Source organism: Streptomyces sp. NPDC048411 (genome assembly GCF_040704695.1).
Classification (GTDB): domain Bacteria; phylum Actinomycetota; class Actinomycetes; order Streptomycetales; family Streptomycetaceae; genus Streptomyces.
On sequence record NZ_JBEZKL010000002.1, the window covers coordinates 128,873 to 155,342 of the forward strand.

The following is a 26,470-nucleotide window of genomic DNA, read 5'->3' on the forward strand; positions in this document are numbered from 1 at the left end:
GGGGGCGGTTGCTGGTGTCTGCTGAGGTACAGAGCTCCACGTCACATGAAGACCGTGCCGAGGCCAGGCTGCTGGAGCCGGTCGCCACTGTGGTCCGGGGCGTCTATCGGCTGGCTCTCGTGGGCCTCGTCGTCGGCGCCGTGGGATCCCTGGCCGGCGCCAAGCTGCGCCTGATGTGGGGCAGTCCGCACGTATGTGCCGAGTCCCGCTCGGACTTCAGCACGGACGGGTTCACCGACAGGTTCCTGCCCCATGCGGGGGTCGATGTCATGACCCGCCCGTCGTACTGCACCGATCACGCCGACAGCGCCCAGCGGCTGTTCGACTTCCTCGGCAGCTTCCCGTCGTTGCTGCTGGTCCTGGGCATCCTTTTCCTGCTCAACCGCTTGATACAGGGCGCGTCCCGCGAGGGAGTCTTCACCGCACGGACCGTGAAGCACCTGCGGGTCGCAGGCTGGTGGCTGCTGCTCGGCTCCCTGGTCGCAGAGGTGGTGGAAGCCGGCGCGCACGCGGCGCTACTGGCGACCCTGGCCCAGGACTACACCTTCGATGCGGGAACCTGGCAGCCGCCCTACGCACTCGTTTTCACAGCTCTGGGCATCCTCACGTTCGCCCGCATCATGCGCGCCGGGGTGGCCATGCGGGAGGATCTGGAAGGGACGGTGTGATGACGACGGACGACAACGACAGCCACGCGATCGAGGTCCATCTCGACCGCATGCTGAGTGAGCGCGGCATGACCCTCGCGGAGCTCGCCTCCCGGGTCGGCGTGACCAACGTGAACCTGTCCATCCTGAAGAACGGCCGGGCCCGCGCGATCCGCTTCACCACGCTGACCCGCATCTGCGAGGTCCTCGACTGTCAGCCGGGTGACCTGCTCACGTACCGGAGCACCGAAGACGAGCGCGCGAGCCCACCGACAGCCCGCTGAGGCGGGCCGGGCCGACGCCGTGGGGCGATTTCCCATGAGCCATATGGCTGCCCACTACTTCACACCGCTCGGTCGCTGACCCGTGCGATCACCTACCCCTTGGAATGGATCGTCTGGGCGACAGGTGGGTGGGGATCGTCGGTCCGGCAGTCCCGGCAGTGGCCGGGAGCTGGTGAGCGGAAGGCGCGTTCGCAGCCGTCGCAGGTCTGGAAGGGCGTCACCTCCCGGCGTACCGCGGCGAGGGGGAGCGGCGGTGGGAGGAACGCGACGAGGCGGTGTCTGAGGAGATTCGCGGGGTGTTTGAGGGGCATGGGGAGGTCGGCGGTCAGAGCGCGCCTGATGGTCTCGGGGGTGGCTTCGCGTTCGAGCCAGGCGGCGACGGCCGGGCTGAGACGGTCGACGTCGCGCTCGGAGAGGACCAGCTGTGGGGTGTCCCGACGCAGGCCGGCGAGGAGATCAGCGGCGGTGCGGAGCAGCTCGGCGCCGGCGGCACGGGGCGCGGGGAGCGGCGGGGGCGGCGCTGCGGGCCGGTGGGGAGCCAGGGGTGCAGGCGGCTGCGATGCGGGTGCGGGGGACGCGACCGGTGTGAGCGCCGCACACGGCTCGGGTGCGGGAACAGGGCGTCCGGGTCGCGGCCTCGGTCGGGGCTGTGGCTTGGGTGCCGTGGGTGCGTGCGGGGTGGCGCCCGGCTGGTTGTACGAGCAGGTGCGGGTGACGACGCGGCCGTCGGGGAGGCGTTCCCGGGTGCGTCGCAGGTAGCCGTGGGCTTCCAGCTCGCGCAACGCGGCGGCGATACGGGCTTCGCTCTCCGGGAAGCGTTCGGCGAGGGTCTTGATGCCGACCTTCGCTCCGGCGGGCAGCGACTGGATGTGCAGGCCGAGCCCGATCGCGAGGAGCGAGAGCTTGCGGTGCTGGGCGAGGTGGTTGCCGACCACGGTGAAGCGGCTGGTGTGCCGGGAGTTGATGTGCACGACGCCGGACGACGGCGCGGCGCTCCCGGGTACGCGGGACGGGGCGTGCGAGGGCACGCTAATCTGCTGGGTATCCATCGGGAAGGGCCTAACTTCCTCGGTGGTCAGGCCCTCGATCGGGATTGCAGTCCCGGCCGGGGGCCGACGCATGTCTGTGGTTGTCGCGGCGAGCATATGCCAGCCAACCGGTTCGACATCCAGCTCAGTTGGCGAACCTCACCCGTGTGAGTGACAGACCCCTACGTGAGGCTGGGGTGGGGTTGGGGTGGGAAGTTTCTTCTCCCAAAGCCTTGAAAGCCTTTTACGTCGGGGCCCGCCACGACGCGGTCGGCCGGGTCGTGGCGGACCGGGTCGCGGCTGTCGCGACCCGGTGCCGCTCGGGTGGCTCAGCCCTGCCGCGCGTACGTGACGAAGGCGGACCAGGTGGCGGGGGCGACGTCGAGGTGGGGGCCCTGGATGTTCTTCGAGTCGCGGATGTGGATGGTGGTGGGGCAGGACGCGACCTCGATGCACGCGCCGCCTTCGCCGCTGCTGTAAGTGGACTTGCGCCAGTCGTAGGCGACCTCGATGCAGGCGCCGCCTTCGCCGTCGCTGTAGCTGCTCTTGAACCAGCGCAGTCGCTCGGTGTTCATCGCTCTCCCAGCATCTTCTCGATCAGCGTCAGGGACTCCCGATTGGTGAGAGCCTGCGATCGGATATTCCCATATCGCTCGCTGAAGACCCGGACCTCCTCCGGGTTGTTGATCAGGCGGGGATACCCGTAGGTCTCCGTGTATGCCACCTCTTGACGACCCTTGGGGGTGAGCATGATGAAGGAACTGCCCAGGCTGGGATGCTCCTCGGTGTCTGTCGGCATGATTTGAAGTGACACTGTGCGCATGCGCCCGATGTGCAACAGGCGTGCCAACTGCTGCCTGTGGGCTGCACGTCCGCCGAGCGGCCGTTGCAGAACGACCTCCTCCAACACGTACGTCATCGTCGGGGCGGGCCAGCGCTCGAAAATCCTTTGGCGGTCCAGTCGGTCTGCCACCCGCTTTTCGATCGTCTCCTCGTCCAGCAGCGGTCGCCGTTGGGTGAAGAGTGCGCGCGCGTACTCCTCGGTCTGGAGCAGCCCCGGAACCGCCTGGTTGCTGTAATCGTGCACCGCAACCGCCTCCGCCTCCACCCGCGCATAGTCCCGGAACCAGTCCGGGTGCCGCGTCCGCGACCTCGACAGTGCCTCCCGTACCTCCTCGACCGCCGCCGCCAGCACCCCACCTGCGTTCAACAACGTGTCGGCGCGGTCCAGGAAGTCCGGCTGGGGCGTCCGTACACCCCGTTCCATCGCGGAGATGAGGTCCTCCCCGCAATGCGCTGCCGTGCCCAGTTCTTTCTGACTCAGTCCGGCGCGCTCCCGCAGCACCTTGAGCTGTCTGCCCAGCGCTCTGAACAGGTGCGCCGTCCCGTCCGACTCGGCCGGTCGCTCCGGTCGCTCCGGTCGTTCCTCACGTTCCGCGTTTGCCATCTGCCCCGCACCACTCTCTGTCCGCTCGGTCACGGCCGACGCCTCGTACAGCCGACCGGGCGTGCCCGTACAGCTACTCGGTGTCGTGGTGTCACTCCTGGTCAGCGTAAGAGGGACCGGACACGCTGAGTCACATGAACGCCGAAATCACCCATGTGAGCGCCGAGTTCGTCCAGCGGTTCAGCGCCACCCGCCGCGGGGCACGGCTCGCCCGCCGGCTCGCTGTCCATCAACTCGACGAGTGGGGTGTGCGGTACGGGAGCGAGCTCTCCGACAATGCCGCCCTGGTCGTGGCCGAACTGGCGGCGAACGCGGTGCTGCACGGGCACGTGAAGGGGCGGGACTTCGAGCTGAGGCTTCTCGACCTGGCGGACAAGCTCCGTATCGAGGTGTCGGACGCACTGGGTGAGCAGGGGCCGCAGCGGTGTGCGCCGACGAGTGGCGCAGAGTCGGGGTACGGCCTGCATCTGGTCGAGGCGCTGGCCACGTCCTGGGGAGCCACCGACCGGGTCGTGGGCAAGACGGTCTGGGCCGAGTTATGTGCCGGTCGTCACTGAGACGGACACGAGACAGGGGCGACGCCCACCGCCCGGGGTCCTCCCGGTGGCAAGCCACTGCTGGTAAGCATGGACCCATGTCCGTCGACGATCAGGGAGAAGCCGTGTCCATCGCGGTACTCGGAGCGACCGGCGGCCAGGGCGGTGCGGTGGCCGCCGCCCTGCTGGAGGCGGGGCGCGCCGTCCGCGCCGTGGTGCGTGATCCCCGCAGCGGGCGGGCCAGGGCGCTGGCGGTGGCCGGAGCGGAGGTCGTCGCCGGGGATCTGTTCGATGCGGACTCGCTCGCCGAGGCGTTCAGGGGCACGACGGCCGCGTTCGCCGTGACCACGCCGTTCCAGGACGGTCTGGACGCTGAGATGGCCCAGGGCGCGGCGATCGTACGGGCCGCCGAGGCCGTCGCGCTGCCGCATCTGGTGATGGCCTCCGTCGCCAGTGCGGACCGCAGCACCGGCGTCCCGCACTTCGAGACCAAGGCCAGGACCGAGGAGCTGCTGGCCGGCTCCGGACTTCCGGCGACGGTGGTGGCACCGACCTACTTCTACGACAACGCGCTGGGCGCGATGGACGAGGTCGCCGCAGGCGTCCTCACCATGCCGCTTTCCGGCGACACCCCTCTCCAGCAGGTGGCGCGGCAGGATCTGGGCCGGGTCGTGGCCGCGGTCGTGGCCGATCCGGACCGCTGGATCGGGCAGCGGATCGAGGTGGCGGGCGACGACCCCACGCCCGTCCGGATGGCCGAGGCGATCGGACGGGCCGCGGGCGGCACGGTCGCGTTCCGGCAGACGCCGCTGGAGGATCTGCGCACCGTCAACCCCGACATGTTCGCCATGTACAGCTTCCTGGAGAACACCGGTTACCAGGTGGACCTGAAGGCGCTGCGCGCGCAGTTCCCCACTGTCCCCTGGACCTCGTACGCCGCATGGGCGGACACCCAGGACTGGCCGAAGCCCTGCGGGTGAGACCCGCTTATCCGAGCCTGAAATGCACCATTGCCGCCGCCCGACGCACCTTGCGTGACCTTGACCCCGCGTCCACCATCGGAAAGGATCTGCTGTTTGGGAGTGATTCTCGGTGCAGACCAAGGTGATTCGGCGACCCGCGTACGTGTGGTTTCCCGTCGCTGCGGGGATCGCGTTCTACGTGTGTGCGGTTTTGATCGTAGGTCCGCTGGACGAGGAGCCAGCGGCGGGGTTCGCGGTCGCCGGTGTGACCGTCTTCATGTGGGCGCTTGGATGGGACTCTGCCATCCGCAGCACTGACGACCATGTGTCGATCACGAACTTTCTGGTGACCTCGACCGTCGCCTGGACCGATGTCGAGGAAGTGACCGTGCACGACGGCCTGACCATCAAGTTGAGAGACGGCCGCCCGATTGGTTCGGTTGCGTTCGGTAGTTCACTGCTGGGAGCCTTCACTGGCTATTCGACCCACCAAAGGGCGTTTCGGCTGCTCCGAGAAGCCCACCTCGAAGCGCTCCAGGCGCAGGGCAGCACCAGCGAGGGGCAGGCCCTGCTCAAATGGTCCTTCGAGTGGAAGCGGCTCCTCTGCGCGCTTGCGGTTGCCTACGGTCCGCTCGCAGCCATCTTCGTTCTTGTGAAGTGAGCGGGAGCGACGGTGGTCCAGAACCTGGTGTCCTTGCCGAATCGGCTAGGACAACGTGGATGCTTCATCGACCCGACGGACAGGGACATCTCCCGCTCGGACATCTCCGGCGGACGCCTCGGCGGGCCGATCGTGAAGCGCGTGATGCAGCCGGTGCTGGGAGACTAGGGCCGCCTCCACCCTCCGACGGGGCCGTCGTGCTCCGCCCAAGAACTTCCGGGGCGCCTCGCGGAGTGGGCCCGCCGGCACCCCGCGGGAATGGGTATCTGTTTGTCCTGTCCCAGATAACTGTGGGCAGGGCGAGCTTCTGACCTGCGATGCCTACGGTCGAGGGGGACGGGGTGAGTGATCGGTGTCCCGCTCAACCGTAGGCAGCCGCCTCTAGAGTGCATCAAGGAAGTCCACTGATCGTCCCGGAGGTGTCATGCCCCTGCAGATGAAGTTGAGCGCGATAACACTCGACTGCCCTGATCCGTTGGCTCTGGCGGCGTTCTATCAGCAGGCCACCGGCCTCGAACCCCACCCGAAGTCGGACGCCGACTTCGCCAGTCTCAACCGTGAGGACGGACTCTTCATCGGTTTTCAACGGGTCGACGGCTACCGGGCTCCGAGCTGGCCTGACCAAACCGTTCCCCAGCAGCTTCACATCTGCTTCAAGGTCGAGGAGAACTTGGCCGAGGCCGAGGCCCGGTTGCTAGAGCTGGGCGCAGGCAAGCCGGATCACCAGCCTCATGAGGCTGGTAGGGCGCGGGTTCTCACCGACCCGGCCGGCCATCCCTTCTGCATCGTCAGAGGCTGACCGGGACTTAGCCGTACCTGCCTACAGAAGAGCGGGACTGCCTACACATCGCAGAGACAGGACACTGTTCGGTGGTGTATCTGTGCGATCATCGCGTGCATTCTTTACACACCACACACATGTGGTGTGCGCCTGGGACCGCAGCGCGTTCGTGCGTCGTCCGTGAAGTCCCGGCGCGCACCCTTCACTTCACCGATCCGGGGGGAACGGAATGCCCAGCCACCCAGGTACGGCCGCGAGATCCGCGGCGTACACCGCCCTGCTGCTCACGTTGTCGGTCCTGCTCTCGTTGCTGTTCCCCGCGACCGCCGCCCAGGCGTACGCCGGTGCGGCCCCCGCGGCAGCGGCAGCCGCTCCGGCCGACGAGGACTGTTCCGTTCTGCCGCTCTCGGCCTTCGGTGAAGCCGCCCCGGCTGAAGGTGTCGTGACCATCCCCGCTGACGCGACGGCCTGCCTCACCGTCACGGCCGAAGCGCCCGGCCTGCACAAGGTCGTGCTCGTCGGTGGCAACAGCGGGAACACGTACGCCCATGTCTACGACGGCGATACGGAGATCGACTGCTACGACCCCGAGTGGGGTGCCGGCTGGTGCCGTCTGCCCCGCGCGGGCGCCTTCACGCTCCGGCTGACGAACAACTGGCCCGAGCCGAGCAAGCCCACCGTCGCCGTCGTGCCCCTCGGCACCACCAAGGGCTGCGCTCCGGAGATCGGAACCGCCTGGGACACCGCCCCCGTCATCGGCTCGGCGGCCGGGGCGACCGCTATCCAGTGCCAGCCGTTCGCGGGCAAGCCGGGTGAGCGGATCACCAACAAGGTCAAGACGACCGTGTACGGCGAGAGCCTGTCCTGGATCACCGACGAGTCCGGTGCCCGGATCTGCCCGCACTTCAACGAGGACGACAGCGAGGGCTGCGTACTGCCCGGTGACGGCCCGTACCGGGTCCTCTCCCAGGTCAGCTACGCGGAGCGGGGCTACCCGGCCGAGTACACCCTCACCGTTCGCCGCATCTCCGACCCGGCCGGCTGCACCCACGTCCCCCTGAGCGCCTACAACTCCGCACCCACGACCGCGGCCCCGGCCAGCGGCTGCAAGACGTTCACCGCCCCGGCCGCCGGACGCTACAACGTGTACTCCGTCCGCGACGGCGCCCGTTCGGTGCTCGCCGTGTACGACCGGGACGGCAAGACCGTCTGCACCACCTGGAACGGCTGCAGCCTTCCCGCCGCCGGTGACTACATCGTCTTCACCGATGACCCGACCCTCATCTTCGACGGCTCCGCCACCACCGGCTGCGAGCCCGTCGAACTCGGTCTGTACCGCGGCACGTTCACTTCGGCCGGTGAGATCGACTGTCTGGCCCTGCCGCTCCCCGCGGACGCCCGCCTGGCCGTGCTGAAGTCCCTCAACGGGACCGGGCCGCGCCCCGAAGTGATCGTCGTCGACGCCGACGGCGTCCAGCGCTGCGACTGGAGCGACCTCTCGGCAGGTACGTGCGCGCTCACCGGCAAGGCCCCGTTCCGTGCTCTGGTCTCCACCGATGACTCGTCGGAGCCGACCGGTTCGTACGCCCTCGCCCTGCACCGCACCGACGCGGCGAGCAACTGTCCCGCCATTCCGGCGGGGGACTTCACCGCGACGAGTCCGGCGGCCCGGCTCTCCACCGGTGACGGTGTCTTCTCGCACTGCCTGAGCATTCCGGCCGACGACCACAGCGCCCGGGAGAACCTCCAGCTCCAGGCGGCCCCCGGCACCACGGCCACTGCCGCCTTCACCGTCCTGGACCCCCACGGCAAGCAGGTCTGCTCGATCTACTCGTCCCTTTCCACCTGGACGACCTGCGAACTGGCGCCCGGCGTGGCCCACACCGTGCTCGTGACCGGCCGTGACACCGCCGGCGACTACACCCTGACCCGCCGCGACGTCACCGCGACCGCGAAGGGCTGTACCCCGAACCCGGCGACGAAGGTCGGTGGTCCGTCCACCGGCGGTGCGATGGGCGCCCCCGGCGAGCTGCGCTGCCGCCAGGTGACCACCGCCGACGCCAAGGACAGCCTGCACATCAATGTCCGTGATTCGCTCGGCACCGCGAATGTGGTGGTGTACGACGCCGACGGCACCGCCCTGTGCAACAAGAACCAGGCGTGCGCCGTCACCGGCTCCACCCACTACCAGGTCCTGGTCACCGTCCGGTCGGGGCTGAAGGCCGCCGACTCCTACCGCTTCGACGCCCTGCGCATCGCCGGCGCGGAGGGTCCGGCCGCCGAGTGCGAGAAGGTCCCCAGCATCGCCTACGGATACGGACCGGTCACCGGCACCCTCGACGAGCAGCACACCGCCGTCTGCGCCGCACTGCCCACCGCGTACCGCGACCGCTTCGACATGAAGATCAGCGACACGACAGGCGCCACCGAGACGGCGGTGCCCGCGCTGTACGACTCGAGCCTCGACAACGGCTGCATGCGCTTCATCCCCACCGGCTACGAATGCGCCGTGAACGAGCCGTACACCAAGGAGACCACCCCGAGCATCCTCGTCCTCTCGCTGCCGGAGACGGCATCCAAGACCTCGTACGAGGCCCAGGCAGTCTGCACGTCCGTCCTCTGCGGTACCGAGCAGGTGACCATCGGGCAGATCACCCCGGCCACCGGGATCACCGGCACCAAGGTGACGGTCCAACTGACCGGCACGTCCCTGCACAAGGGCGACGAGGTCGTGCTGTCGCTCGACGGCAAGAAGATCACTTCGACCACCACCGCGGTTTCGGCGGACCGGCGGACCTTGACAGCCGTCCTCGACCTGACCGGGGCCGCCGTCGGCACCTGGAACGTCGGCGTCGACACCCACAACGGGTGGGGGTACCAGCGCGGCAGTTTCGTCGTCACCGGGGCCCCGCTCAAGAACAGCACACCCCCAGCCATCACCGGCATCGCGAAGGTGGGTGAGCGGCTCACCGCCTCCACCGGCACCTGGACCCCCGCCCCGGCCTCGTACACCTACCAGTGGAACGCCGACGGCAAGGCGGTGTCCGGCGCGACCGCGTCCACGTACACCGTGCCCGCGACCCTGCTGGGCAAGAAGCTCACTGTGACCGTGACGGCCCACCGCACTGGTACCCCCGACGTCCAGGCCACCTCGGCGGCGGTCACGGCCGCCCAGGGGGCGGCGCCCAAGGCGACGACCGCCCCGAAGATCACGGGCACCGCGAAGGTGGGCGCCAAGCTGACCGCCGCGCCGGGCAGTTGGACACCGTCCGCCACCTCGTACGCGTACCAGTGGAAGGTGGACGCCAAGGCGATCAAGGGTGCGACCGCGTCCACGTACACCGTGCCCGCGACGCTGCTCGGCAAGAAGGTCACGGTCACCGTCACGGCTCGCCGCGCCGGCCACGCCGACGGCTCCGCGACGACCGCCGCGGTGAAGATCGCCGTAGGCAGCGCACCGAAGGCCACCAAGGCGCCCACGATCTCCGGCACGGCGAAGGTCGGCCGCATCCTCAAGGCCGCCCACGGCACCTGGACGCCCGCCCCCACCTCGTACGCCTACCAGTGGTACGCGAACGGCAAGGCGATCACCGGAGCCACCAAGTCCTCGTTGACGCTCAAGTCCGCCCAGCGCGGCAAGAAGATCACCGTGAAGGTCACCGCCCGCCGCACGGGTCACGCCAGCGGCTCGGCCACCAGCAAGGCGACGAAGGCGGTCGCCCGCTGACATCGGCGGTGCGATCGGAAGGGCCAGGCGCCTCACCTGTGGAGGTGCGCCTGGCCCTTTCGCGTACGGGCGCGCAGTTCCCCACGGTCCCCTGGACCTCGTACGCCGCATGGGCGGACACCCAGGACCGGCCGAAGCCCCGCTACCGCGGTCGCATCAGCTCCAGGTCCTCGCCCCATGCGTCCGGCACCGCGCCGTGGCCGCGCCTGTACCCAGTGGGAGGAACGTGATTGGTCAGCGCTCGCTCTCCGCGGTCGGGGTTCGAGCACCGCCCTCCCACGCCCACGGCCGCAGCTTCTCCGGGTTGCGGACCGCCCAGATCCGGGTGACGCGCCCGTCGGAGACGTCGAACGAGGCTACGGTCATGACGACGCCGGCACGCTGGGCCACCAGGCCCGGCACACCGTTGACCGACCGCTCCAGGAGTTCGAGCCCCGGAGCCTTATCGGCAATGGCGACCATGTACTGGGCGATGTGCGCGCCGCCCTCGACCGGGCGCAGGACGGTGCCGACCAGGCCGCCGCCGTCGGCGGTCATCACGGCGGCCGGGTCCAGGAGGCCGACGAGGGCTGCGATGTCCTTGGCCTCCCATGCCTCTTTGACGTGCCTCACCACGTCGGCCTGGCCGGCCGCCGTCACCGGAGCGCGCGCGACGCTCACCCGCCGCCGGGCGGAGGCCGCCAACTGCTTGCAGGCCGCAGGGGTCCGGGCGAGAACGTTGGCGATCTCGGCGAACGGGTACCGGAAGACGTCGTGCAGGACGAACGCCACCCGCTCGGCGGGCGTCATCGACTCCAGGACGACGAGGAAGGCCATGGTCACCGACTCGTCCAGGACGATCTGGTCGGCGGGGTCTGCGGGGCCGGTGGGGTCGGCGCCGCCCGCGTGGTCCCACTCGGTGCGGTCGGGCAGCGGCTCGGGCAGCCACGCGCCGACATAACGTTCACGGCGGGCCCGCGCCGAGCCGAGCAGGTCCAGGCAGACGCGGCTGGTCACCGTCGTCAGCCAGGCGCCAGGGGACAGGATCTCCTCCTGCCGGCTTCGTGGCAGTCCGTACCAGCGTGTGTAGGCATCCTGTACGGCGTCCTCGGCCTCGGTCACCGAACCGAGCAGCCGGTAAGCGACATTGATCAGTTGACGTCGCTCGTCAGCTACCTCATCTGTGCTGGTCCTGGCAGTCCTCATGCTTCCGGCCGCCCCTCGCCTTACCTTTCGCAGGCCCGCGTCGTCGGGTTGGTGAGACCTTATCGATCTACTGCCCGAGGGCGGAAAAGGGGACGGCGACATGGCCACTCAGGTGACGGCGACGGCGAGCGCACAGCGCGGCTCCTCGTTCCTGCAGATCGCGATCGCCCTGCAGACCCTGACCATCTTCCTCCAGGCGGTCTCCGCCGGACTGCTGCTGACCTTGTCCTACGGAGAGACGCTGCACAGCGTCGGAGCCCGTGTGATGTACGGGGCGTCGATGCTGTACGTGCTCGCGGCGGTGCTGGCGTGGAAGCCGGGCGGCGGCTCACCCCGGCCTGTCTGGCACGCGTCAGGTTTCCTCGTACTCGCCTCGGTCCAGGTCGTGCTCGGCATCGCGCACGTCCCGTCGGTCCATCTCCCCCTGGGTGTCTTGATGTTCGGTCTGAGTGTGCTGGCGCTGGCCCGGCGCTGAGGCCCGATACAGGGGCTGCCGGAGTCAACCGGGCCGCTTTGGCGAATCATCCGATCCGCGCTCGATCTCCTTGATCTTGGGCATCCGCGTGATGACCTTGTCGAGCTCGTCGTGGGTGGGCGCCCTCCCACGCCGGTTGGGCACCAGCACCCGGGGCGGATGACCCGGTGGAGGCCCGGGCCCGGGGCAGGGGCCTCGCTCGTATGCTCGGTTCATGACCGATCCTCAGCGCGGACGCCCCACCACCAACTCCATGCGGCGCGCACTCAAGCGGGCCCGTGACGGTGTCGCCCTCGATGTGACCGAGGCCGCCGTCCTGCTCCAGGCACGCGGCGACGATCTGACGGACCTTGCCGCGTCCGCCGCCCGGGTGCGCGACGCCGGCCTCGAAGCCGCGGGCCGGCCGGGCGTCATCACGTACTCGCGCAAGGTCTTCATCCCGCTGACCCGGCTCTGCCGCGACAAGTGCCACTACTGCACCTTCGTCACTGTCCCCGGCAAGCTCCGCAAGGCCGGGCACGGGATGTTCCTGTCGCCCGACGAGGTTCTCGACATCGCCCGCAAGGGCGCGGCCATGGGCTGCAAGGAAGCGCTGTTCACCCTCGGGGACCGGCCCGAGGACCGCTGGCCCGAGGCGCGGGAGTGGCTGGAGGCCGAGGGGTACGACGACACCCTCGCGTACGTACGCGCCATGGCGATCCGGGTACTCGAAGAGACCGGCCTCCTCCCGCATCTCAACCCGGGCGTGCTGACCTGGACCGACCTCCAGCGGCTCAAGCCCGTCGCCCCCTCCATGGGCATGATGCTGGAGACGACGGCCACCCGCCTGTGGTCCGAGCCGGGCGGCCCGCACCACGGCTCCCCGGACAAGGAACCGGCCGTCCGCCTCCGCGTCCTCGAAGACACGGGCCGGTCCAACGTCCCGTTCACGACCGGCATCCTGATCGGGATCGGCGAGTCGTACGAGGAGCGCGCCGACTCCCTCTTCGAGCTGCGCAAGACCGCCCGCGCCTACCACGGCATCCAGGAGGTCATCGTCCAGAACTTCCGCGCCAAGCCGGACACGGCGATGCGCGGGATGCCGGACGCCGAACTGGAGGAGCTGGCCGCCGCCATTGCCGTGGCGCGGCACATCCTCGGCCCCTCCGCCCGCATCCAGGCCCCGCCGAACCTCGTCGACGCGGAGTACGCACTGCTCATCGGCGCCGGGATCGACGACTGGGGCGGCGTCTCACCGCTCACCCCGGACCATGTGAACCCCGAGCGTCCATGGCCGCACATCGACGAACTCGCCGCGAAGACCGCCGAGTCTGGCTTCGAGCTCCGTGAACGCCTCACCATCTACCCGGAGTTCATCCAGCGCGGCGAGCCCTGGCTCGACCCCCGCCTCCTCCCGCACGTCCGGGCACTCGCCGACCCGGAGACGGGCCTCGCGAAGGAGGGCGCGATCCCCGCCGGCCTGCCCTGGCAGGAGCCGGACGAGGAGTTCGGCGCCTCCGGCCGCACCGATCTGCACCGCACCATCGACACGGAGGGCCGCACCGGCGACCGCCGCGACGACTTCGACGAGGTGTACGGGGACTGGGAGGCCCTGCGCGAGGCGGCGGCCCCCGGCATGGTCCCGTCCCGCATCGACGCCGACGTACGCCAGGCGCTCGGCCAGGCCGCCGACGACCCGACGAAGCTCACCGACGACCAGGCGCTCGCCCTGCTCCACGCGGAAGGACCGGCGCTCGACGAACTGTGCCGGATCGCGGACACGCTGCGCCGGGACGTGGTCGGCGACGACGTCACGTACATCGTCACCAGGAACATCAACTTCACCAACGTCTGCTACACCGGCTGCCGCTTCTGCGCATTCGCCCAGCGACGCACCGACGCCGACGCGTACACCCTCTCCCTGGACCAGGTCGCCGACCGGGCCGCGCAGGCGTGGGACGTCGGCGCCGTCGAGGTCTGCATGCAGGGCGGCATCCACCCGGACCTGCCCGGCACCGCGTACTTCGACATCGCGCAGGCGGTGAAGGAACGCGTCCCCGACATGCACGTCCATGCCTTCTCGCCCATGGAGGTCGTCAACGGCGCGACCCGCACCGGCATGTCCATCCGCGACTGGCTGATCGCCGCGAAGGAGGCCGGGCTCGGCTCGATCCCGGGCACGGCGGCGGAGATCCTGGACGACGAGGTCCGTTGGGTCCTCACCAAGGGGAAGCTGCCGACGGCGACCTGGCTGGAGGTCATCAGGACGGCCCACGAGGTGGGTCTGCGCTCCTCCTCCACCATGATGTACGGCCATGTCGACCAGCCCCGCCACTGGCTGGGCCATCTGCGCACGCTTGCCCGCCTCCAGCAGGAGACCGGCGGTTTCACCGAGTTCGTGACGCTGCCGTTCATTCACACCAACGCTCCGGTCTACCTGGCAGGTATCGCCCGCCCCGGTCCGACCGACCGCGACAACCGCGCCGTCACCGCCATGGCCCGGCTGCTGCTCCACCCGCACATCATCAACATCCAGACCAGCTGGGTGAAGCTCGGCACGGAGGGTGCGGCCGAGATGCTGCGCTCGGGTGCCAACGACCTGGGCGGCACGCTGATGGAGGAGACCATCTCCCGGATGGCGGGATCGAGTTACGGCTCGTACCGGTCCATCCAGGACCTGGTCGCGATCGCGGAACTCGCGGGCCGCCCGGCGAAGCCGCGTACGACGCTTTACGGGGAGGTGCCGCAGGAGCGGGTGGCGGCGGCTGCCGCGTCCGACGGACACCTTCCGGAGCTGCTGCCCGTACTGCCGACCTGAGCCGTCGGAGTGGTCCCGTCACCGACGAAGTCCTCCGCGAGGTCGCCGCTGACGGCTGGCTGACCCGCTACCCGCGCGGCTGACCGACGTACGGAGGCAAGGGGCGGGGTACGGACGCCGCAACGTCCGTACCCCGCCCCCTGCACCTGGCTGAGGGGATCAGTCCTTCACACCTTCCGCGACCCCGGCGTCGCCGGAACCGGCCTGCGCGGAACCGTCGCGCCCGCGGTGTCCCCGTCACCGTCCGCGTTGATCTTCGGCGCCTCAGCGCATCAGTTCGCCGGCGTTGACCAGCAGGGACTGCCCGGTGATCGCCCGGGCCCGGTCGGAGGCCAGGAACACCGCCGCCTCCGCCACATCGCCGTCCGTGGCCAGCTCCGGCAGCGCCATCCGTTCGGTGAGCCGGCCCAGCACCTCGGCCTCCGGCACGCCCTCGGTGTGTGCGGTGAACTGCAGGTACGCCTGTACCGGTGGACCCCACATCCAGCCGGGCAGCACGGTGTTCACCCGGATCCGATGGGGGCCGAACTCCCGCGCCATGGAGTACATCGCCGAGGTGAGCGCGCCCTTCGACGCCGCGTACGCCGCCTGCTGCACCTGGGAGGGCGCGGCGACCGACGACTGCGTGCCGATGACGACGACGGAGCCTCCGCGCTCCTTGAGCCCGGGCAGACAGGCGCGCGTCATCCGCAGCGTGCCGAGCAGATTGACATCGATCACCGACTGCCAGGTGGCGAAGTCAGCGTCCTCGACCCCGCCGAAGTAGCTGTCCCAGGCCGCGACATGGACCACCGCGTCGATCCGCCCGAACCGCTCTAGTGCCAGCGCGGCGAGCCGCTCGCACTGCGCCTCGTCGGTGATGTCGGTGGCCAGACGGGCGGTGTGCTGTCCCTCGGGATCGATTTCGGTGGCCGACTTGGCGAGCCGCTCCGCAGTGCGCGCCCCGAGTACCGCACTGCCGCCGTCCCGTACCACCGTCTCCGCGATCCGGTGCCCCAGCCCGGACCCGACTCCGGACACCACGACGGTCTTCCCCGTGAGCAACATCGGTGCCTCCCGGCCGCTGGCAGTGGGTCTGACGATGCGTCAGGATATGGTCGGATGTCGATGGAGGGAAGTCACTCGGCCCACTCGGGACGGATGTGCGCAGGGTTGAAGGGTGCACGGCCCTTTCCGGAAGGCATGACATATACGGCCGTGAATGCCTCACCCGCGATGGCGCGTCGTTGTTCGAAACTGCCGTTCTTCCACTCTGCCTCGTAGTTGCGGGTCGGCACTCCAGCCGATTGTTCCGTGGCATCCGCCAACTGCTGCTCCAGAATGTTCAGTTCGGCATTCATCGAGGAAAGCAACTGATAGTAGTCGTCTGGATGCATGCCGCGGATGCTGGGGGTGCCCTTGGCCCAGGCGGCGATGAGCTCCTGTTTGCGGGTGCTGATCGCCGAGATGCGGGAGTGGACGTCGGCCACCGGTTCGGCGGGCACTCCGGTCCGGGGAGGGGCCGATGCTCGAGTGCGCGCCCAATCGCTGATCAGTTCTTCCAGGCGGGCATCGACGGGTGCGGCGCGTCGACTCACCTTGCCGCAGGCATTGCGGACTTTGCCGGGGCAGTAGTAGATGACATGACCGCGGCGAGACACCCACTTGGTGCTCATGGGTGCTTTGCAGATGCCGCATCGGAGATATCCGGTGAAGACGTACTTGCGTTGGTTGGCCCCCTCAAGGTTCCGTGAGATGCCTCTCTCCCGGTCCAGCAGCCGCCGGTGGTCGAGTTCAAGCTGAGTATCGGCCCACAGCTTTCGCGAGATGACCGGCTCCCACCTGCCTGTGACGGGCAGACCGTCCTCTCCCAGCAGGACGCGCCCCCAACCGTCTCTCTGGCGGGGATTTCCTGCGCGGTGCTTCCCCTGATAAGAGACGAACCCGCAGTAGCGCGGATTGGTGATGATCGCCTTCACAGTGGCCGGCGCCCACTTGACCCCCTGCGGTGACGGGATTTTGTCGCGGTTGAGTTCGCGGGCGATCCCCGCGATCGATGTGCCGGCTGCGAACCGTTCGTAGATGCGCTGGGCGATCCGTGCGCGATCCCGGCGGAGCGTTCCGTCAGGGTTCCATGCGTAGGGCGTGCGGCCGGTCAATTCGCCTGCCGAGGCGTCCGCCAGATGGTTTCGAGCGACCCTCCGGGATGTGTCTTCCGAAGCTTTGAGAGCCATGATGCACAGCATCCGGGCCATGTGACGGTCGGAGTCGTGGATCAGGTTGAGGTCACCTGTTACGCCCGTCGCGGGACGCTTGGTGTGCTCCACCACGTCGATCAGGTCTTCGAGATCGCGGGGCTGACGTGCAAGGCGATCGGTGTCGTAGAAGATAACGCCGTCAATCCGGCCTGAGAGCAGGTCGCCGAGCATGCGCCGGAACTCGGGGCGTACCACTATCCAGTCGACTGACCCGTCCGCCTGTACGATCCGCTTTTTCTTGAAGGCCCCGGTGTCGTTCTCCCGGTAGGTCTCTGCGAACGGGCCCCAGCCGAGTCTGATCCGTTTCAGTCCTGCGTCATGGAGCTGCAGTTCGAGGCTCCGCTCGTCGCCGCGCCTGTCGTACGAGGTGCGCAGGTAGCACCCGGGGCGGCGGGGGACGAAGTCGTAGAGCGAGTCGCCAATGGTGAGCGCGACTGAGGTGCGGTTTCTTACACGCTCCGGGATCAGGACACCTTCCAGCAGGAGGTCGGCGTGCGAGGGAGCCGGGTTGCGACGCGGGTTCATGGTGCCTCCTGGCAGGACGTTCATAGCACCCCTGAACGTAGCCATTGCTTGCAACTGCACCGGCGCATTGCATGCTGTTCACGCAAACGAACGACCGATCGCACGAGCATTCCCATTGGCCTTGCGCTGACGTACCGTCAGAAAAGGTGTGCTGGGCAGGATGAGGAGGAAGCGCGATGGGTGACGGCAGCGAGGAGACTTACTCGGACCTGTACGCGAAGTTGGCCTCGGTTGGTCCGTACCGGGTTGAGGTGGGACACGCATTGATCACCATGGTCGAGCCCCACGCCGGCCATGAGCACGCCTACCACAGATGGTACGAAGACGATCACTACTACGCAGGCGCGATGGCGATGCCGTGGATGTTCGCCGGGCGGCGCTGGGTGGCCACCCGGGAGCTCCAGGAGCTGCGCTATCCGGAGAAGTCCGCGGTCGCGCAGCCGGTCGGCGCCGGGTGCTATCTGTCCACGTACTGGGTGACGGACGGGCGCTACGACGACCACATGAGGTGGACCGTCGGGATCAACAAGCGGCTGAACCGGGACGGCCGGGTCTATCAGGACCGCACGCATGTGTTTACCGCGTTCCAGGACCACGAGGCGACGGTCTACCGGGACGGCGCCGCCGGCCCCCGGGACCATCACGCCCTCGACCACCCGTACCGCGGGCTCGTGCTGCAGGTGATCGACGCCGAAGGGGCCGGGCAGCGGTCGGAGCTGCTGGAATGGCTGCGCTCCCGGCATCTGCCGAAGCGGCTCGGCGGCTCACCGGCGGCGATGGTGACCGTCTTCCGTCCCACGCCGCTGCCGGGTGACCGGATGACCTACGTGAAGCAGGTCGAGGGTGTCGACACCCGGCTCACCCTGCTCTGGTTCCTCCAGGAGGACCCGCGGGAGTGCTGGACGGAGCACTTCACCGGGCTCGACGCGGCGGTTGCGGAATCCGGCCTGGGGCGGGTGGAGCTGGTGGCGCCGTTCATCCCGACCGTGCCCGGAACGGACAGGTACGTGGATCAGCTGCGCTGACCGGGCCGTCCGGCGGCGGGCCCCCTCGGCCAGGACGGCGGACCGGTCGAGGGGGCTTCCTGCGGCACCGTTTCGGTGCCGCACCGCATTCCGTGGGTGGGCATGGGTCAGACGTCGACGGAGCCCTTTGCGATGTCGGACACGAAGGCGTTCCACGCGCCGGGCACGAAGGTGATCGAAGGGCCCTCGGGGGCCTTCGAGTCGCGCACCGCGATCGACTGGACGAGGGGGGACTTGACCTCGACGCAAGCGCCGTTGCCCCCGGAATACGACGACTTCGTCCAATTATCCGTGGCGCCCTGACGAATAGCCATGTTCACTCCGGTTCGGATTCAGAGAGTTGTGTGAGTCGCACCAACTGCGTATCTGTTGGCGTGATCGACGCTACTCGCCAACATCGCTGGGTGAGAGGGCCGTTCACTCGACCGGATGGCATATTCCATGCGGGCCTTCCGCTTTGATGTGGCGACGGTGTACCGTGCCGTCGCCTCACCCGTAACATCGTGTCTTTTCCCGCATACCGGACTTTGCGGAATGTCTGGTTCAGCAGGTCAGTCGGTGCTGAGCTGGGCGTACGACTTCGCGATGTCGGCGATGTAGTGCCGTGTCTGCTCCACGTTCAGTGCCTGTGCCCGCAAGTGCTCGTACATAACGCTGTACCGCTGCACATCATTGGCTTTCTCCAGATAGAGGTCGCTGGTGACGCCCTCGATGTAGACGACGCTGGAGTCCGCAGTATCCGGGAATTCCAGAATGGCGTACTGCCCGTTGATGCCCGGGTGGGCGCCCATGTCGAACGGCAGCACCTGAACCGTCACATGGGGCAGGTGCGACAGCTCGACGAGCTGTTCCAACTGCTCGATCATGACCTGCCTGCCACCGACCATCCGGCGCAGCGCTGCCTCGTCGATGACCGCCCAGAGCCGCAGCGGACCTTCCTGAGTGGTGATCCGGTCCTGGCGGCGCGCACGGACGCTGACGCGCTTGTCGATGTCGGTCGGCGGTGCCTCCGGCAGCGCGCCGCTGATCAGCGCCTCGGCGTAACTCCGGGTCTGCAACAGGCCGGGGACCACCTGCGGTTCGTACACCCGCAGTGACTCGGCATCGGTCTCCAGGCCGATGTAGACGCTGTACGGGATGTCGCCGAAGGCATGCCACCAGCCCTGCTGGCGGGAGTCCTTGGCCATCTGCATGAGCGAGTCGACGATCCGGTGGTCCTCGACCTCGTACACCCCGCAGAGATCGCGGACATCACGCTGGCTGATCGAACGGCGGCCGTTCTCCAGGCGGCTGATCTTCGACTGCGAGACCAGCAGTCGCTCCGCCACCTCCTCGGCCGTCATGCCCTTGTGCTCGCGCAGTCGGCGCAATTCCTGGCCCAACCGGCGTCGCCTGACGGTGGGATTGACGTTGGACGGCACGGAAACGGCACCTCCGGCTGTGTAGCTGTGCGTATCTACTGCTCAGCAGATTGCCACCCGTGGGGTCGGTTGCGCTGGGAAATGACCACACGCAGGCGCGCGGGGCAGCCGGTGGGCCGGCTGCCCCGCGCGTGGTGCGGCTCCCGAACCGGGTCTTGGGGACGTCGGTGCGGCGGTATTCGGATCGGTGGTGCGGTGGTGCGGGCTGCCTCAGCGGGCGGCGGTGTGCACCATGCTGTCGCGACGGGACTGCGACTGCACTTGCGGTTGCAACGGCCCTCCCGCCGCCTGGTTGCGGCGCGGCTGGGCGATCGCCCCGTTCTGGACGTCCATCACGGCGTGCGCCACGAGACCGCCCATCGGGTCGTGCCTGATCAGGTCCCGGAGCCGGGAGCGCGATGAGCGCCCCTCGTTCCCGGGGTAGAGGTGCTTGCCGAGTCCGACCGCGTGGGCCAGTGCGGCGAGCGCCGCGGTCCGCGGGTCCGGCGGTACACCGGTGCGGATCGCACTGTCCAGCCGGGATCTGATCTCCCGGCTGATCGCCGTGTCCGTCGCCTGGTAGCGAGTCGTCGGCAGCACCCCGCACATCTGGCCCGCCACGGCATGCACCATGCCGCACCGCTCCAGATGCGAGAGATAGGTCTGGCGCAACCCCAGTCGGGGCCCGCCGATCCAGTGGACGGCCCGAACCGGGCTGCCGCGTCGGCGCAGCAGTTCCAGTGCGGAGTCCAGTGTCGGATCTCCTGTCGGCCGTGGCATCACCACGGCGATACGATCCCCGTCAGGGGCTATCCGTCCTGCCAGAGCCAGCTCCACTAGCTGAGCTCCGGCGAGGCCGAGGTCGAGCGACTGCGGCTGCGCTGTGGTACCCGTGGTCGGGTCCAGAGCGAGCAGCAGAAGCTCCTCCGGAATTGTTCTGCGGCTCCTGCCCATCCATGCCTCCCCGCGTGGATGAATGACAGGGTGACCCCTCTCACATTGGTCTGTCGAGAGTGCCTGGGTGCTTCGTACGGGAACCGGCAGGTATGTCGTTCTCGTCTGGCAGCGCAGCCGAGGGTTCACACAGGACACTGGTAGATGGTTCGGACAGCGCGGGGGCGGCCCCGCAGCGCAGGAGGAGGCATCGGTGGCGGGCGAGTCCCCCGACAAGTCGGAGCAGCAGAAGTCGTCGGGAACGGTTCGGAGTGAACGCGATCCGCGGCTTGCCGTCTTGCGTGAATCGGCCTCCCCGGCGGAGTCCGGCGGCAAGAAGGACACGGCGACGGCGGTCTTCCGTACGAAGCCGGTCGAGAGCGGCGAGGACGCGGAGCGCGCCGAGGGTGCGGAGAGCCCCTCTGAGGGCCCCGAGGCGACCTCCACGCCATCCGGGCCTGCCGAGCCCGAGGAGGGCGACGCGCGGCTGCGTGCGGCGGTAGCTGCGTGGGTGGTGAAGGGTGACGGCGACGCCGCAGACGCTGCCGCCGAGGAACCCGAGACCGCCGACGACGGCGCGAAGCCCGAGGCGGTGGCGGAGAGCGACACGCCCGCGCCGGCGGAAGAGGCGGGCAAGAGTGGGACGGACTCCGCCGACGCGACCGCAGACGAACCGGCTGCATCGAGCGCGGACGCGGCAGATGTGGCTGAAATGGCGGACAACGCCGCAGACGCAGACGCAGACGCAGACGCAGACACCGATCACGATGCGGATGACGAGGCCGGCGGCAAGCCCGTGGCGTCCGATGACGCCGCAGCCGCAACCACTGACGCGGACGAGGGCGAGGGCGAGCCTGCGGTCTCCGGCGACGCCTCCGACGACACCCGGGTCTCCGAGGGGCGCGAGGAGAGCCACGCCGCGGACGCCACGGGCAACAAGAGCGGCGGTGACAGCGAACCCGCGGCGGCTGCCGACGCCGACGCCGCCGCCGTGGCCAAGGGTGCCGAGACCACTCGCGCCGACGTCGCGGACCCCGCCGAGGACGCCGGCGATACCGGTGACAGCGAACCCGCGGCGGCTGACGACGCCGCCGCCGTGGCCAAGGGTGCCGAGACCACTGGCGCCGACGTCGCGGAACCCGCCGAGGACGCCGGCGACACCAGTGACGCCGACGGCACCGAGCCCACTGCGGACAAGCGCGGAATCGATCAGCCCACGGCCGTCTTCAAGACGGTCCGGCGCGACCGGATCGACCAGCCGACGACCGCGCTGAAGATCACCCGTCCCTCGGCGAAGGCCGAGGAGAAGCCGGAGCCCGAGAGCGCCGCCGAGCGCACCAGCCAGTTCGTACCGCTCCGCCGCGACGACGCACGCCCCGCCCCGGCACCCCGCAAGCCCGGGACAACTGGATCCGCCGCCGCCCCGGCCGCCCGGCCGAGCCCTGCGCCGGCCCCCGCTCCCTCGCTCAGCGGAGCCGAGCGCACCCGGCAGCAGCCGATGCCGCCCCGGCCTCCGCTCGACCTGCTGGCCGAGCTAACGAACACGCCTCCGCCCCCGGAGACGCCGGTCCGTACCGCCGTTCGCCGGGTCAAGATCTGGACCCCGCTGGCCCTGCTCCTCCTGATCGTCTTTGCGATCGTGCAGGCTGTGCGCCCGCTGCCGACGCCCGAGCTGCAGCTGACGGCGAAGCCGACGTACACCTTCAAGGGCGGCAAGCCGTCGCTGCCGTGGCCCAGCGAGGGCCAGGGCTACATGGCGGCGACCGGTCTCGGCACGGTGGACTCGTTCGGCGAGCAGAAGGCCGTGCCGATCGGCAGTGTGGCCAAGGCGATGACCGCGTACATCGTGCTCAAGGATCACCCGCTGAAGAAGGGCGAGAAGGGCCCTTCCATCACCATCGACGCCAAGGCGGAGTCCGAGGGCAACCTGGACTCGGAGGGCGAGTCGACGCTGAGCACCGTCAAGGAAGGTGACAAGCTCACGGAGCAGGAGGCGCTCTCCGCGATCATGATCCCCTCCGCGAACAACATCGCGAGGCTGCTGGCGCGCTGGGACGCGGGTTCCGAGGAGGCGTTCGTCAAGAAGATGAACGACACCGCCAAGTCGCTCGGCATGACCAACACCACCTACACGGATCCGTCCGGTCTCCACGCGACCACGGTCAGCTCGGCCGAGGACCAGGTGAAGCTCGGCCAGAAGCTGGTGGAGATCCCGGCGCTGATGGCCATCACCAAGCTGCCGTCGTGGACCGACCCGTCGGGCAAGGTCCATCGGAACTACAACACCCTGGTCCCGTACAACGGCGCGCTCGGCATCAAGACCGGCTCCACCACCAAGGCCGGTGGCAACCTGCTCTTCGCCGCGCACAAGATGGTCGGCGACACCGACCAGCTGATCGTGGGCGCCGTGCTGGGCCAGCACAAGCCCTCGATCATCGACACCGTCAACGCGGTGAGCAAGAAAGCCATGATCGCCACCCAGGATCTGCTGACGAGCGCCAAGGTCGTCAAGAAGGGCGACGTCGTCGGCACCGTCTCCGACGGCCTGGGCGGCAGCACCCCGGTGGTCGCGACCGAGGACGTGTCGGCGGTCGGCTGGCCCGGTCTGACGGTCCGGATCGAACTGACCGACGACGGGAGGACGATCCCGCACTCGGCGGTCGCCGGGACCCATGTGGGCACGCTCACCGTCGGTGAGGGAGCCAGCCAGGTGAAGGTCGCGGTGGCGCTGCAGAGTGATCTGGCGGAGCCCGGGTTCGGCAAGAAGCTGACCCGCATCGGCTGACGCGCAGCAGGGAAGGGGGTGCCGGTCCCGGCACCCCCTTCCCTGCTGCGCACGTGTTAGCGTCCCCGGACAACCGGGGAGCGCCGGACCGCGTCCTCACACGTGTACCGAATGGGGGCACGGGCACGAAGTACGGGGACAGGGATACGGGGCCGGCGGAGACGGGGAGAGACCGTAGTGACCACCGCGGAGCCGAGATCCGGCCGTGCAGCGGCCGGGAGCAGCGATGTGCGAGGCGACGTGACGAGCGGCAGCGGTGGCGGGAACACAGGCGTCCGGCTGCCGGCCCCGCGTACCCCCGAACCCCGGGCCGAGGTGCCGCGGCGGATCCGCGCCCGGCGGCTGCTGCGTCACCCCGTCACCATCGCGACGGCGGCCGCCGCGGTCACCCACATCCTCTGGTTCCTCTTCTTCGCGAACAGCGGCGGCGACCTCGCGGCGCAGGATGCCTGGGCCGAGTTCGTCGGCCGGCATCCGGGTACCGCGTACAACCTCGCCTGGTACGGGGGCATGCACCCCGTCTCGTACAGCGTTGTGTCGCCGTATGTGATGTCGGTGCTCGGCGTGCGGACGACGATGATGGTCGCCGGGACCGTGTCGGCGGCGCTGACCGCGCTGATCCTGGTCCGGGTGCGGGCCGTCCGCAATCCGCTCGCCTGCTCGCTCGCCGGGGTGTTCGCGTATCTGTGCAACGCGCTGTCCGGACGCGTGACGTTCGGGCTCGGCCTGATGTTCGCAGTGGGTGCGGTGGCCGCGGTGTTCTGCTGGCCCTCCCTCCGGTGCGAGCACCGGCTCCACCGGAGCAGCTGTCGCTGCGCCCCCCGTAGGCGGTGGGCGAAGGCAGCCGTCGCCGCCCCGCTGGCCGGGCTCGCGACAGCGAGCAGCCCCGTGGCCGGACTCTTCCTGGGTGTGGTCGCCGCGGCGCTGTTCCTGAACAAGCGGCGTCCCGGGGCATACGCGCTGGGCCTGGCCCCGGTCGCGGTCGTGGCGCTGTCCGCGTGGCTGTTCCCCTTCTCCGGTACGCAGCCGATGTCGATCGGGACCCTGTCGTTGCCGTTCCTCTTCGCGGTCCTCGTCTTTGTCCTCGTACCGCGGGACTGGAAGACGGTCCGTACCGCAGCCGGCGTGTACGGCGTCGGGACGCTGCTGACCTATGTGGTCGACTCGCAGATCGGCTCGAACGTCACCCGGATGGCGATGCTGTTCGCCGGTGTGGTGCTGCTTGCCGCGCTGCCGTACGCAGTGCCGCGCTCCCGACGCTGGTACGTGCTGGTCCTCGCGTTCGTCGGGATGAACTTCTGGATCGGCTTCAAGGGCGTCGACGACATCGTCCGAACCGCCCCCACCGCTTCCTGGACGCGCGAGCTGGCCCCGCTCGTCCATGAGCTGCAGCAGGCCGACGCCGAGCGCGGCAGGGTCGAGGTCGTACCCGCGAGCAGCCACCGGGAGGCGTCCGCACTCGCGCCGTACGTCAATCTGGCCCGCGGCTGGAACCGGCAGGCCGACATGGAGCGCAACCCGCTCTTCTACGACGACACCCTGAACTCCGGGAACTACCGCCAGTGGCTCGACCGCTGGGCCGTGCATTACGTGGTACTGCCCAAGGGGCGACCGGACGCCACCGGCGCGGTGCAGGAGGCGGAGCTCGTCCAGAAGGGGCAGCCGTATCTGCGCAGGATCTGGTCCGACTCCAACTGGCAGCTCTTCGAGGTCGACAGCCCGGTGCCGCTGGCCGATCCGCCGGCGACCGTGGACCGGGCCGGTGAGGGCGAGCTGACCATTCATGTGAAGCGGGCGGGCCGGGTGCTGATCCGGATTCCGTACTCGCGCTGGCTCGCCCTGGTCGACGACGAGGGCAAGAGCATGGAGCGGCCGCAGGAGACCGAGGCGTCCAAGCAGCGCGCCGACCAGGACAGCCCGCGGACCTTCGTCAACACCAACGGCTGCTTGATCAAGGCGGACGAGAACGCCGACGGCGACGAGTGGACGGAACTGCTCGCGCCGCGCGCCGGGGTGTACCGGCTGGCAGCGCCGTACCAGCTCTCGCCGGGCACACCGTGCCCGGAGGAACTTCGCTGAGAGGTGCAGACGGTTTTGACCGGGTGCCCTGCGAACGGTGTGCGGACTGGAAGCGTTCGCAGCTGACGGGTCATACCCAGGTCTGATCCCGTAATCCAGCCCCTGATCCGACGCCTCTGCAGGGGAGACGAAGGCATCGTCGCACCCATGACGAACCCAACGGCCCCCACGGCCACTCCGGTTACATCCGTCGGCGCCTGGCTGCGCGCCGCGCTGCCTGTCGAGCGATTGGGGACCGCCGGCTTCCCTGGACGCTGGGTGGGGGGCGCCGCCATGGTGCTCGGTCCGCTCCTGATGCTGGCGGGTGCGTTGCTGCGAGCCCGCTTCCACTTCTTCTACCCGGACCAGCTCGCCGCGTACGCGCAGCATCCCACCTTGATGGCGGCCGCGTACGGCCTCTTCGCTGCCGGGAGTGTGCTGCTCTGGCCTGCCGTAGTCGTGGTCGCCACCCGGATCGGCGCGCGCAGCGCGGGCTGGGGGCTGTGGGGCGGATTGTTGGTCATCTCAGGGCTGTTCGCCCGCGCCTTCCACGCCGGGGTGGACCATCTGGCCTTCCAGCTGGTGCGTTCTCAGGGGGTGGAGTCCGCCGGCCAGGTGGTCTCGGCCGGCTACGGAGCCTTCCATGTGTTCTCCGTGCTGAACCTCGCCATCGTCGCGGGGTGGGTCGTCCTCGCCCTCGGGGCGTGGCGCACCCGTGTGCTCGGCCCGGTTCGAGCCATTGCCCTCGGTCTGGCCGCGGCGCTGCCGCTTGGAGTCCTCAAGGGGACGACGCCCCTGTCGCTGGTCGCACTGGCGGGACTGTGTGTCGGCCTGGTGCCGTTGGGCTGCGGCTTGCTGCGCCAGGGGCCCCGCCCCAGCCGAACGGCGGTGCTGCGCTGGGTGCCCCTGTCCCTGGTGACGCTCGGTCTGATGGTGCTCCTTGGGCAGGCCGGCTGAGTGGGCGCGTACGGATACGG

22 protein-coding genes are annotated in these 26,470 nt (G+C 69.2%); 13 read left to right on the forward strand and 9 right to left on the reverse strand.

Features of this window, described 5'->3' with window-relative positions; translation table 11 throughout:
• Positions 1-14: 14 nt before the first annotated feature.
• Positions 15-668, forward strand: coding sequence for a DUF2975 domain-containing protein (locus tag AB0915_RS01400; RefSeq protein WP_366689116.1), 654 nt, complete (start codon positions 15-17; stop codon positions 666-668).
• Complete coding sequence (locus AB0915_RS01405) at positions 668-931, forward strand: helix-turn-helix transcriptional regulator (RefSeq protein WP_366689117.1); 264 nt, start codon at positions 668-670, stop codon at positions 929-931. The genes AB0915_RS01400 and AB0915_RS01405 overlap by 1 nt, the downstream gene beginning before the upstream one ends.
• A gap of 92 nt (positions 932-1,023) precedes the next feature.
• Here the strand turns inward: AB0915_RS01405 and AB0915_RS01410 are convergent, their stop codons facing one another.
• The 3 genes from AB0915_RS01410 to AB0915_RS01420 form a co-directional block, all read right to left on the reverse strand.
• Positions 1,024-1,980: a helix-turn-helix domain-containing protein gene (locus tag AB0915_RS01410; RefSeq protein ID WP_366689118.1), complete on the reverse strand. Its 957-nt coding sequence runs from the start codon at positions 1,978-1,980 to the stop codon at positions 1,024-1,026.
• Between the two features lie 308 nt (positions 1,981-2,288).
• On the reverse strand, positions 2,289-2,534 hold the full coding sequence (locus AB0915_RS01415; RefSeq protein WP_366689119.1) for a DUF397 domain-containing protein: 246 nt from the start codon (positions 2,532-2,534) through the stop codon (positions 2,289-2,291).
• A complete protein-coding gene (locus AB0915_RS01420) occupies positions 2,531-3,406 on the reverse strand; it encodes a helix-turn-helix transcriptional regulator (RefSeq protein ID WP_366689120.1) in 876 nt (291 codons plus the stop codon). Before AB0915_RS01420 ends, AB0915_RS01415 begins: the two co-directional genes overlap by 4 nt.
• A 134-nt stretch (positions 3,407-3,540) precedes the next feature.
• Between AB0915_RS01420 and AB0915_RS01425 the strand changes: the two genes are divergently transcribed.
• The 5 genes from AB0915_RS01425 to AB0915_RS01445 all read left to right on the forward strand — a co-directional run bounded on the left by AB0915_RS01425 (position 3,541) and on the right by AB0915_RS01445 (position 10,073).
• Positions 3,541-3,963, forward strand: coding sequence for an ATP-binding protein (locus tag AB0915_RS01425; protein WP_366689121.1), 423 nt, complete (start codon positions 3,541-3,543; stop codon positions 3,961-3,963).
• A gap of 77 nt (positions 3,964-4,040) precedes the next feature.
• A complete protein-coding gene (locus AB0915_RS01430) occupies positions 4,041-4,922 on the forward strand; it encodes an NmrA family NAD(P)-binding protein (protein ID WP_366689122.1) in 882 nt (293 codons plus the stop codon).
• Between the two features lie 112 nt (positions 4,923-5,034).
• Entirely contained in the window at positions 5,035-5,565 is a 531-nt protein-coding gene (locus tag AB0915_RS01435) for a hypothetical protein (protein WP_366689123.1), read from the forward strand.
• A 424-nt stretch (positions 5,566-5,989) separates the two neighbouring features.
• On the forward strand, positions 5,990-6,364 hold the full coding sequence (locus tag AB0915_RS01440; RefSeq protein ID WP_366689124.1) for a VOC family protein: 375 nt from the start codon (positions 5,990-5,992) through the stop codon (positions 6,362-6,364).
• A gap of 211 nt (positions 6,365-6,575) precedes the next feature.
• A complete protein-coding gene (locus AB0915_RS01445) occupies positions 6,576-10,073 on the forward strand; it encodes a hypothetical protein (RefSeq protein ID WP_366689125.1) in 3,498 nt (1,165 codons plus the stop codon).
• Between the two features lie 234 nt (positions 10,074-10,307).
• Here the strand turns inward: AB0915_RS01445 and sigJ are convergent, their stop codons facing one another.
• Positions 10,308-11,258, reverse strand: a complete 951-nt coding sequence (gene sigJ, locus AB0915_RS01450; RefSeq protein ID WP_366689126.1) for an RNA polymerase sigma factor SigJ — start codon at positions 11,256-11,258, stop codon at positions 10,308-10,310.
• Between the two features lie 100 nt (positions 11,259-11,358).
• On the opposite strand from sigJ, the gene AB0915_RS01455 reads away from it, so the two are divergent.
• Positions 11,359-11,733, forward strand: coding sequence for a hypothetical protein (locus AB0915_RS01455; RefSeq protein WP_366689127.1), 375 nt, complete (start codon positions 11,359-11,361; stop codon positions 11,731-11,733).
• A 214-nt stretch (positions 11,734-11,947) separates the two neighbouring features.
• Positions 11,948-14,530 (forward strand): bifunctional FO biosynthesis protein CofGH, encoded by a 2,583-nt coding sequence (locus tag AB0915_RS01460; RefSeq protein WP_366689128.1) that lies wholly within the window; start codon positions 11,948-11,950, stop codon positions 14,528-14,530.
• A gap of 264 nt (positions 14,531-14,794) precedes the next feature.
• Here AB0915_RS01460 and AB0915_RS01465 read toward each other — a convergent pair whose 3' ends face one another.
• Together AB0915_RS01465 and AB0915_RS01470 are read right to left on the reverse strand one after the other, a co-directional pair.
• Positions 14,795-15,577, reverse strand: a complete 783-nt coding sequence (locus AB0915_RS01465) for an SDR family oxidoreductase (RefSeq protein WP_366689129.1) — start codon at positions 15,575-15,577, stop codon at positions 14,795-14,797.
• A 71-nt stretch (positions 15,578-15,648) separates the two neighbouring features.
• The gene (locus tag AB0915_RS01470) at positions 15,649-17,292 is read right to left on the reverse strand and encodes a recombinase family protein (protein ID WP_366689130.1); all 1,644 of its coding nucleotides are present in this window, start codon (positions 17,290-17,292) and stop codon (positions 15,649-15,651) included.
• A gap of 176 nt (positions 17,293-17,468) precedes the next feature.
• Here AB0915_RS01470 and AB0915_RS01475 point away from each other — a divergent pair, with 176 nt between their 5' ends.
• Complete coding sequence (locus AB0915_RS01475) at positions 17,469-18,317, forward strand: hypothetical protein (protein ID WP_366689131.1); 849 nt, start codon at positions 17,469-17,471, stop codon at positions 18,315-18,317.
• Positions 18,318-18,424: 107 nt separating this feature from the next.
• On the opposite strand, the gene AB0915_RS01480 is transcribed toward AB0915_RS01475, so the two are convergent.
• The 3 genes from AB0915_RS01480 to AB0915_RS01490 form a co-directional block, all read right to left on the reverse strand.
• A complete protein-coding gene (locus AB0915_RS01480) occupies positions 18,425-18,631 on the reverse strand; it encodes a DUF397 domain-containing protein (protein WP_266984619.1) in 207 nt (68 codons plus the stop codon).
• 237 nt (positions 18,632-18,868) lie between these two features.
• Complete coding sequence (locus tag AB0915_RS01485; RefSeq protein ID WP_366689132.1) at positions 18,869-19,738, reverse strand: helix-turn-helix transcriptional regulator; 870 nt, start codon at positions 19,736-19,738, stop codon at positions 18,869-18,871.
• 210 nt (positions 19,739-19,948) lie between these two features.
• Entirely contained in the window at positions 19,949-20,671 is a 723-nt protein-coding gene (locus AB0915_RS01490) for a GPP34 family phosphoprotein (RefSeq protein WP_358858310.1), read from the reverse strand.
• Between the two features lie 193 nt (positions 20,672-20,864).
• Here AB0915_RS01490 and AB0915_RS01495 point away from each other — a divergent pair, with 193 nt between their 5' ends.
• The 3 genes from AB0915_RS01495 to AB0915_RS01505 all read left to right on the forward strand — a co-directional run bounded on the left by AB0915_RS01495 (position 20,865) and on the right by AB0915_RS01505 (position 26,450).
• A complete protein-coding gene (locus AB0915_RS01495; protein ID WP_366689133.1) occupies positions 20,865-23,435 on the forward strand; it encodes a D-alanyl-D-alanine carboxypeptidase in 2,571 nt (856 codons plus the stop codon).
• A gap of 177 nt (positions 23,436-23,612) precedes the next feature.
• Positions 23,613-25,514 carry an MFS transporter gene (locus AB0915_RS01500; protein WP_366689134.1) on the forward strand — a complete coding sequence of 634 codons (1,902 nt, stop codon included), beginning with the start codon at positions 23,613-23,615 and terminating at the stop codon, positions 25,512-25,514.
• Between the two features lie 147 nt (positions 25,515-25,661).
• Positions 25,662-26,450 carry a hypothetical protein gene (locus AB0915_RS01505; RefSeq protein WP_366689135.1) on the forward strand — a complete coding sequence of 263 codons (789 nt, stop codon included), beginning with the start codon at positions 25,662-25,664 and terminating at the stop codon, positions 26,448-26,450.
• Positions 26,451-26,470 lie beyond the last annotated feature (20 nt).

Coding starts and splice junctions, on each gene's coding strand:
- AB0915_RS01405 (WP_366689117.1), top strand. CDS start 668: ATGACGACGGACGACAACGACAGCCACGCGATCGAGGTCCATCTCGAC.
- AB0915_RS01410 (WP_366689118.1), bottom strand. CDS start 1,980: ATGGATACCCAGCAGATTAGCGTGCCCTCGCACGCCCCGTCCCGCGTA.
- AB0915_RS01415 (WP_366689119.1), bottom strand. CDS start 2,534: ATGAACACCGAGCGACTGCGCTGGTTCAAGAGCAGCTACAGCGACGGC.
- AB0915_RS01420 (WP_366689120.1), bottom strand. CDS start 3,406: ATGGCAAACGCGGAACGTGAGGAACGACCGGAGCGACCGGAGCGACCG.
- AB0915_RS01425 (WP_366689121.1), top strand. CDS start 3,541: ATGAACGCCGAAATCACCCATGTGAGCGCCGAGTTCGTCCAGCGGTTC.
- AB0915_RS01430 (WP_366689122.1), top strand. CDS start 4,041: ATGTCCGTCGACGATCAGGGAGAAGCCGTGTCCATCGCGGTACTCGGA.
- AB0915_RS01440 (WP_366689124.1), top strand. CDS start 5,990: ATGCCCCTGCAGATGAAGTTGAGCGCGATAACACTCGACTGCCCTGAT.
- AB0915_RS01445 (WP_366689125.1), top strand. CDS start 6,576: ATGCCCAGCCACCCAGGTACGGCCGCGAGATCCGCGGCGTACACCGCC.
- sigJ (WP_366689126.1), bottom strand. CDS start 11,258: ATGAGGACTGCCAGGACCAGCACAGATGAGGTAGCTGACGAGCGACGT.
- AB0915_RS01455 (WP_366689127.1), top strand. CDS start 11,359: ATGGCCACTCAGGTGACGGCGACGGCGAGCGCACAGCGCGGCTCCTCG.
- AB0915_RS01460 (WP_366689128.1), top strand. CDS start 11,948: ATGACCGATCCTCAGCGCGGACGCCCCACCACCAACTCCATGCGGCGC.
- AB0915_RS01465 (WP_366689129.1), bottom strand. CDS start 15,577: ATGTTGCTCACGGGGAAGACCGTCGTGGTGTCCGGAGTCGGGTCCGGG.
- AB0915_RS01470 (WP_366689130.1), bottom strand. CDS start 17,292: ATGAACCCGCGTCGCAACCCGGCTCCCTCGCACGCCGACCTCCTGCTG.
- AB0915_RS01475 (WP_366689131.1), top strand. CDS start 17,469: ATGGGTGACGGCAGCGAGGAGACTTACTCGGACCTGTACGCGAAGTTG.
- AB0915_RS01480 (WP_266984619.1), bottom strand. CDS start 18,631: ATGGCTATTCGTCAGGGCGCCACGGATAATTGGACGAAGTCGTCGTAT.
- AB0915_RS01490 (WP_358858310.1), bottom strand. CDS start 20,671: ATGGGCAGGAGCCGCAGAACAATTCCGGAGGAGCTTCTGCTGCTCGCT.
- AB0915_RS01505 (WP_366689135.1), top strand. CDS start 25,662: ATGACGAACCCAACGGCCCCCACGGCCACTCCGGTTACATCCGTCGGC.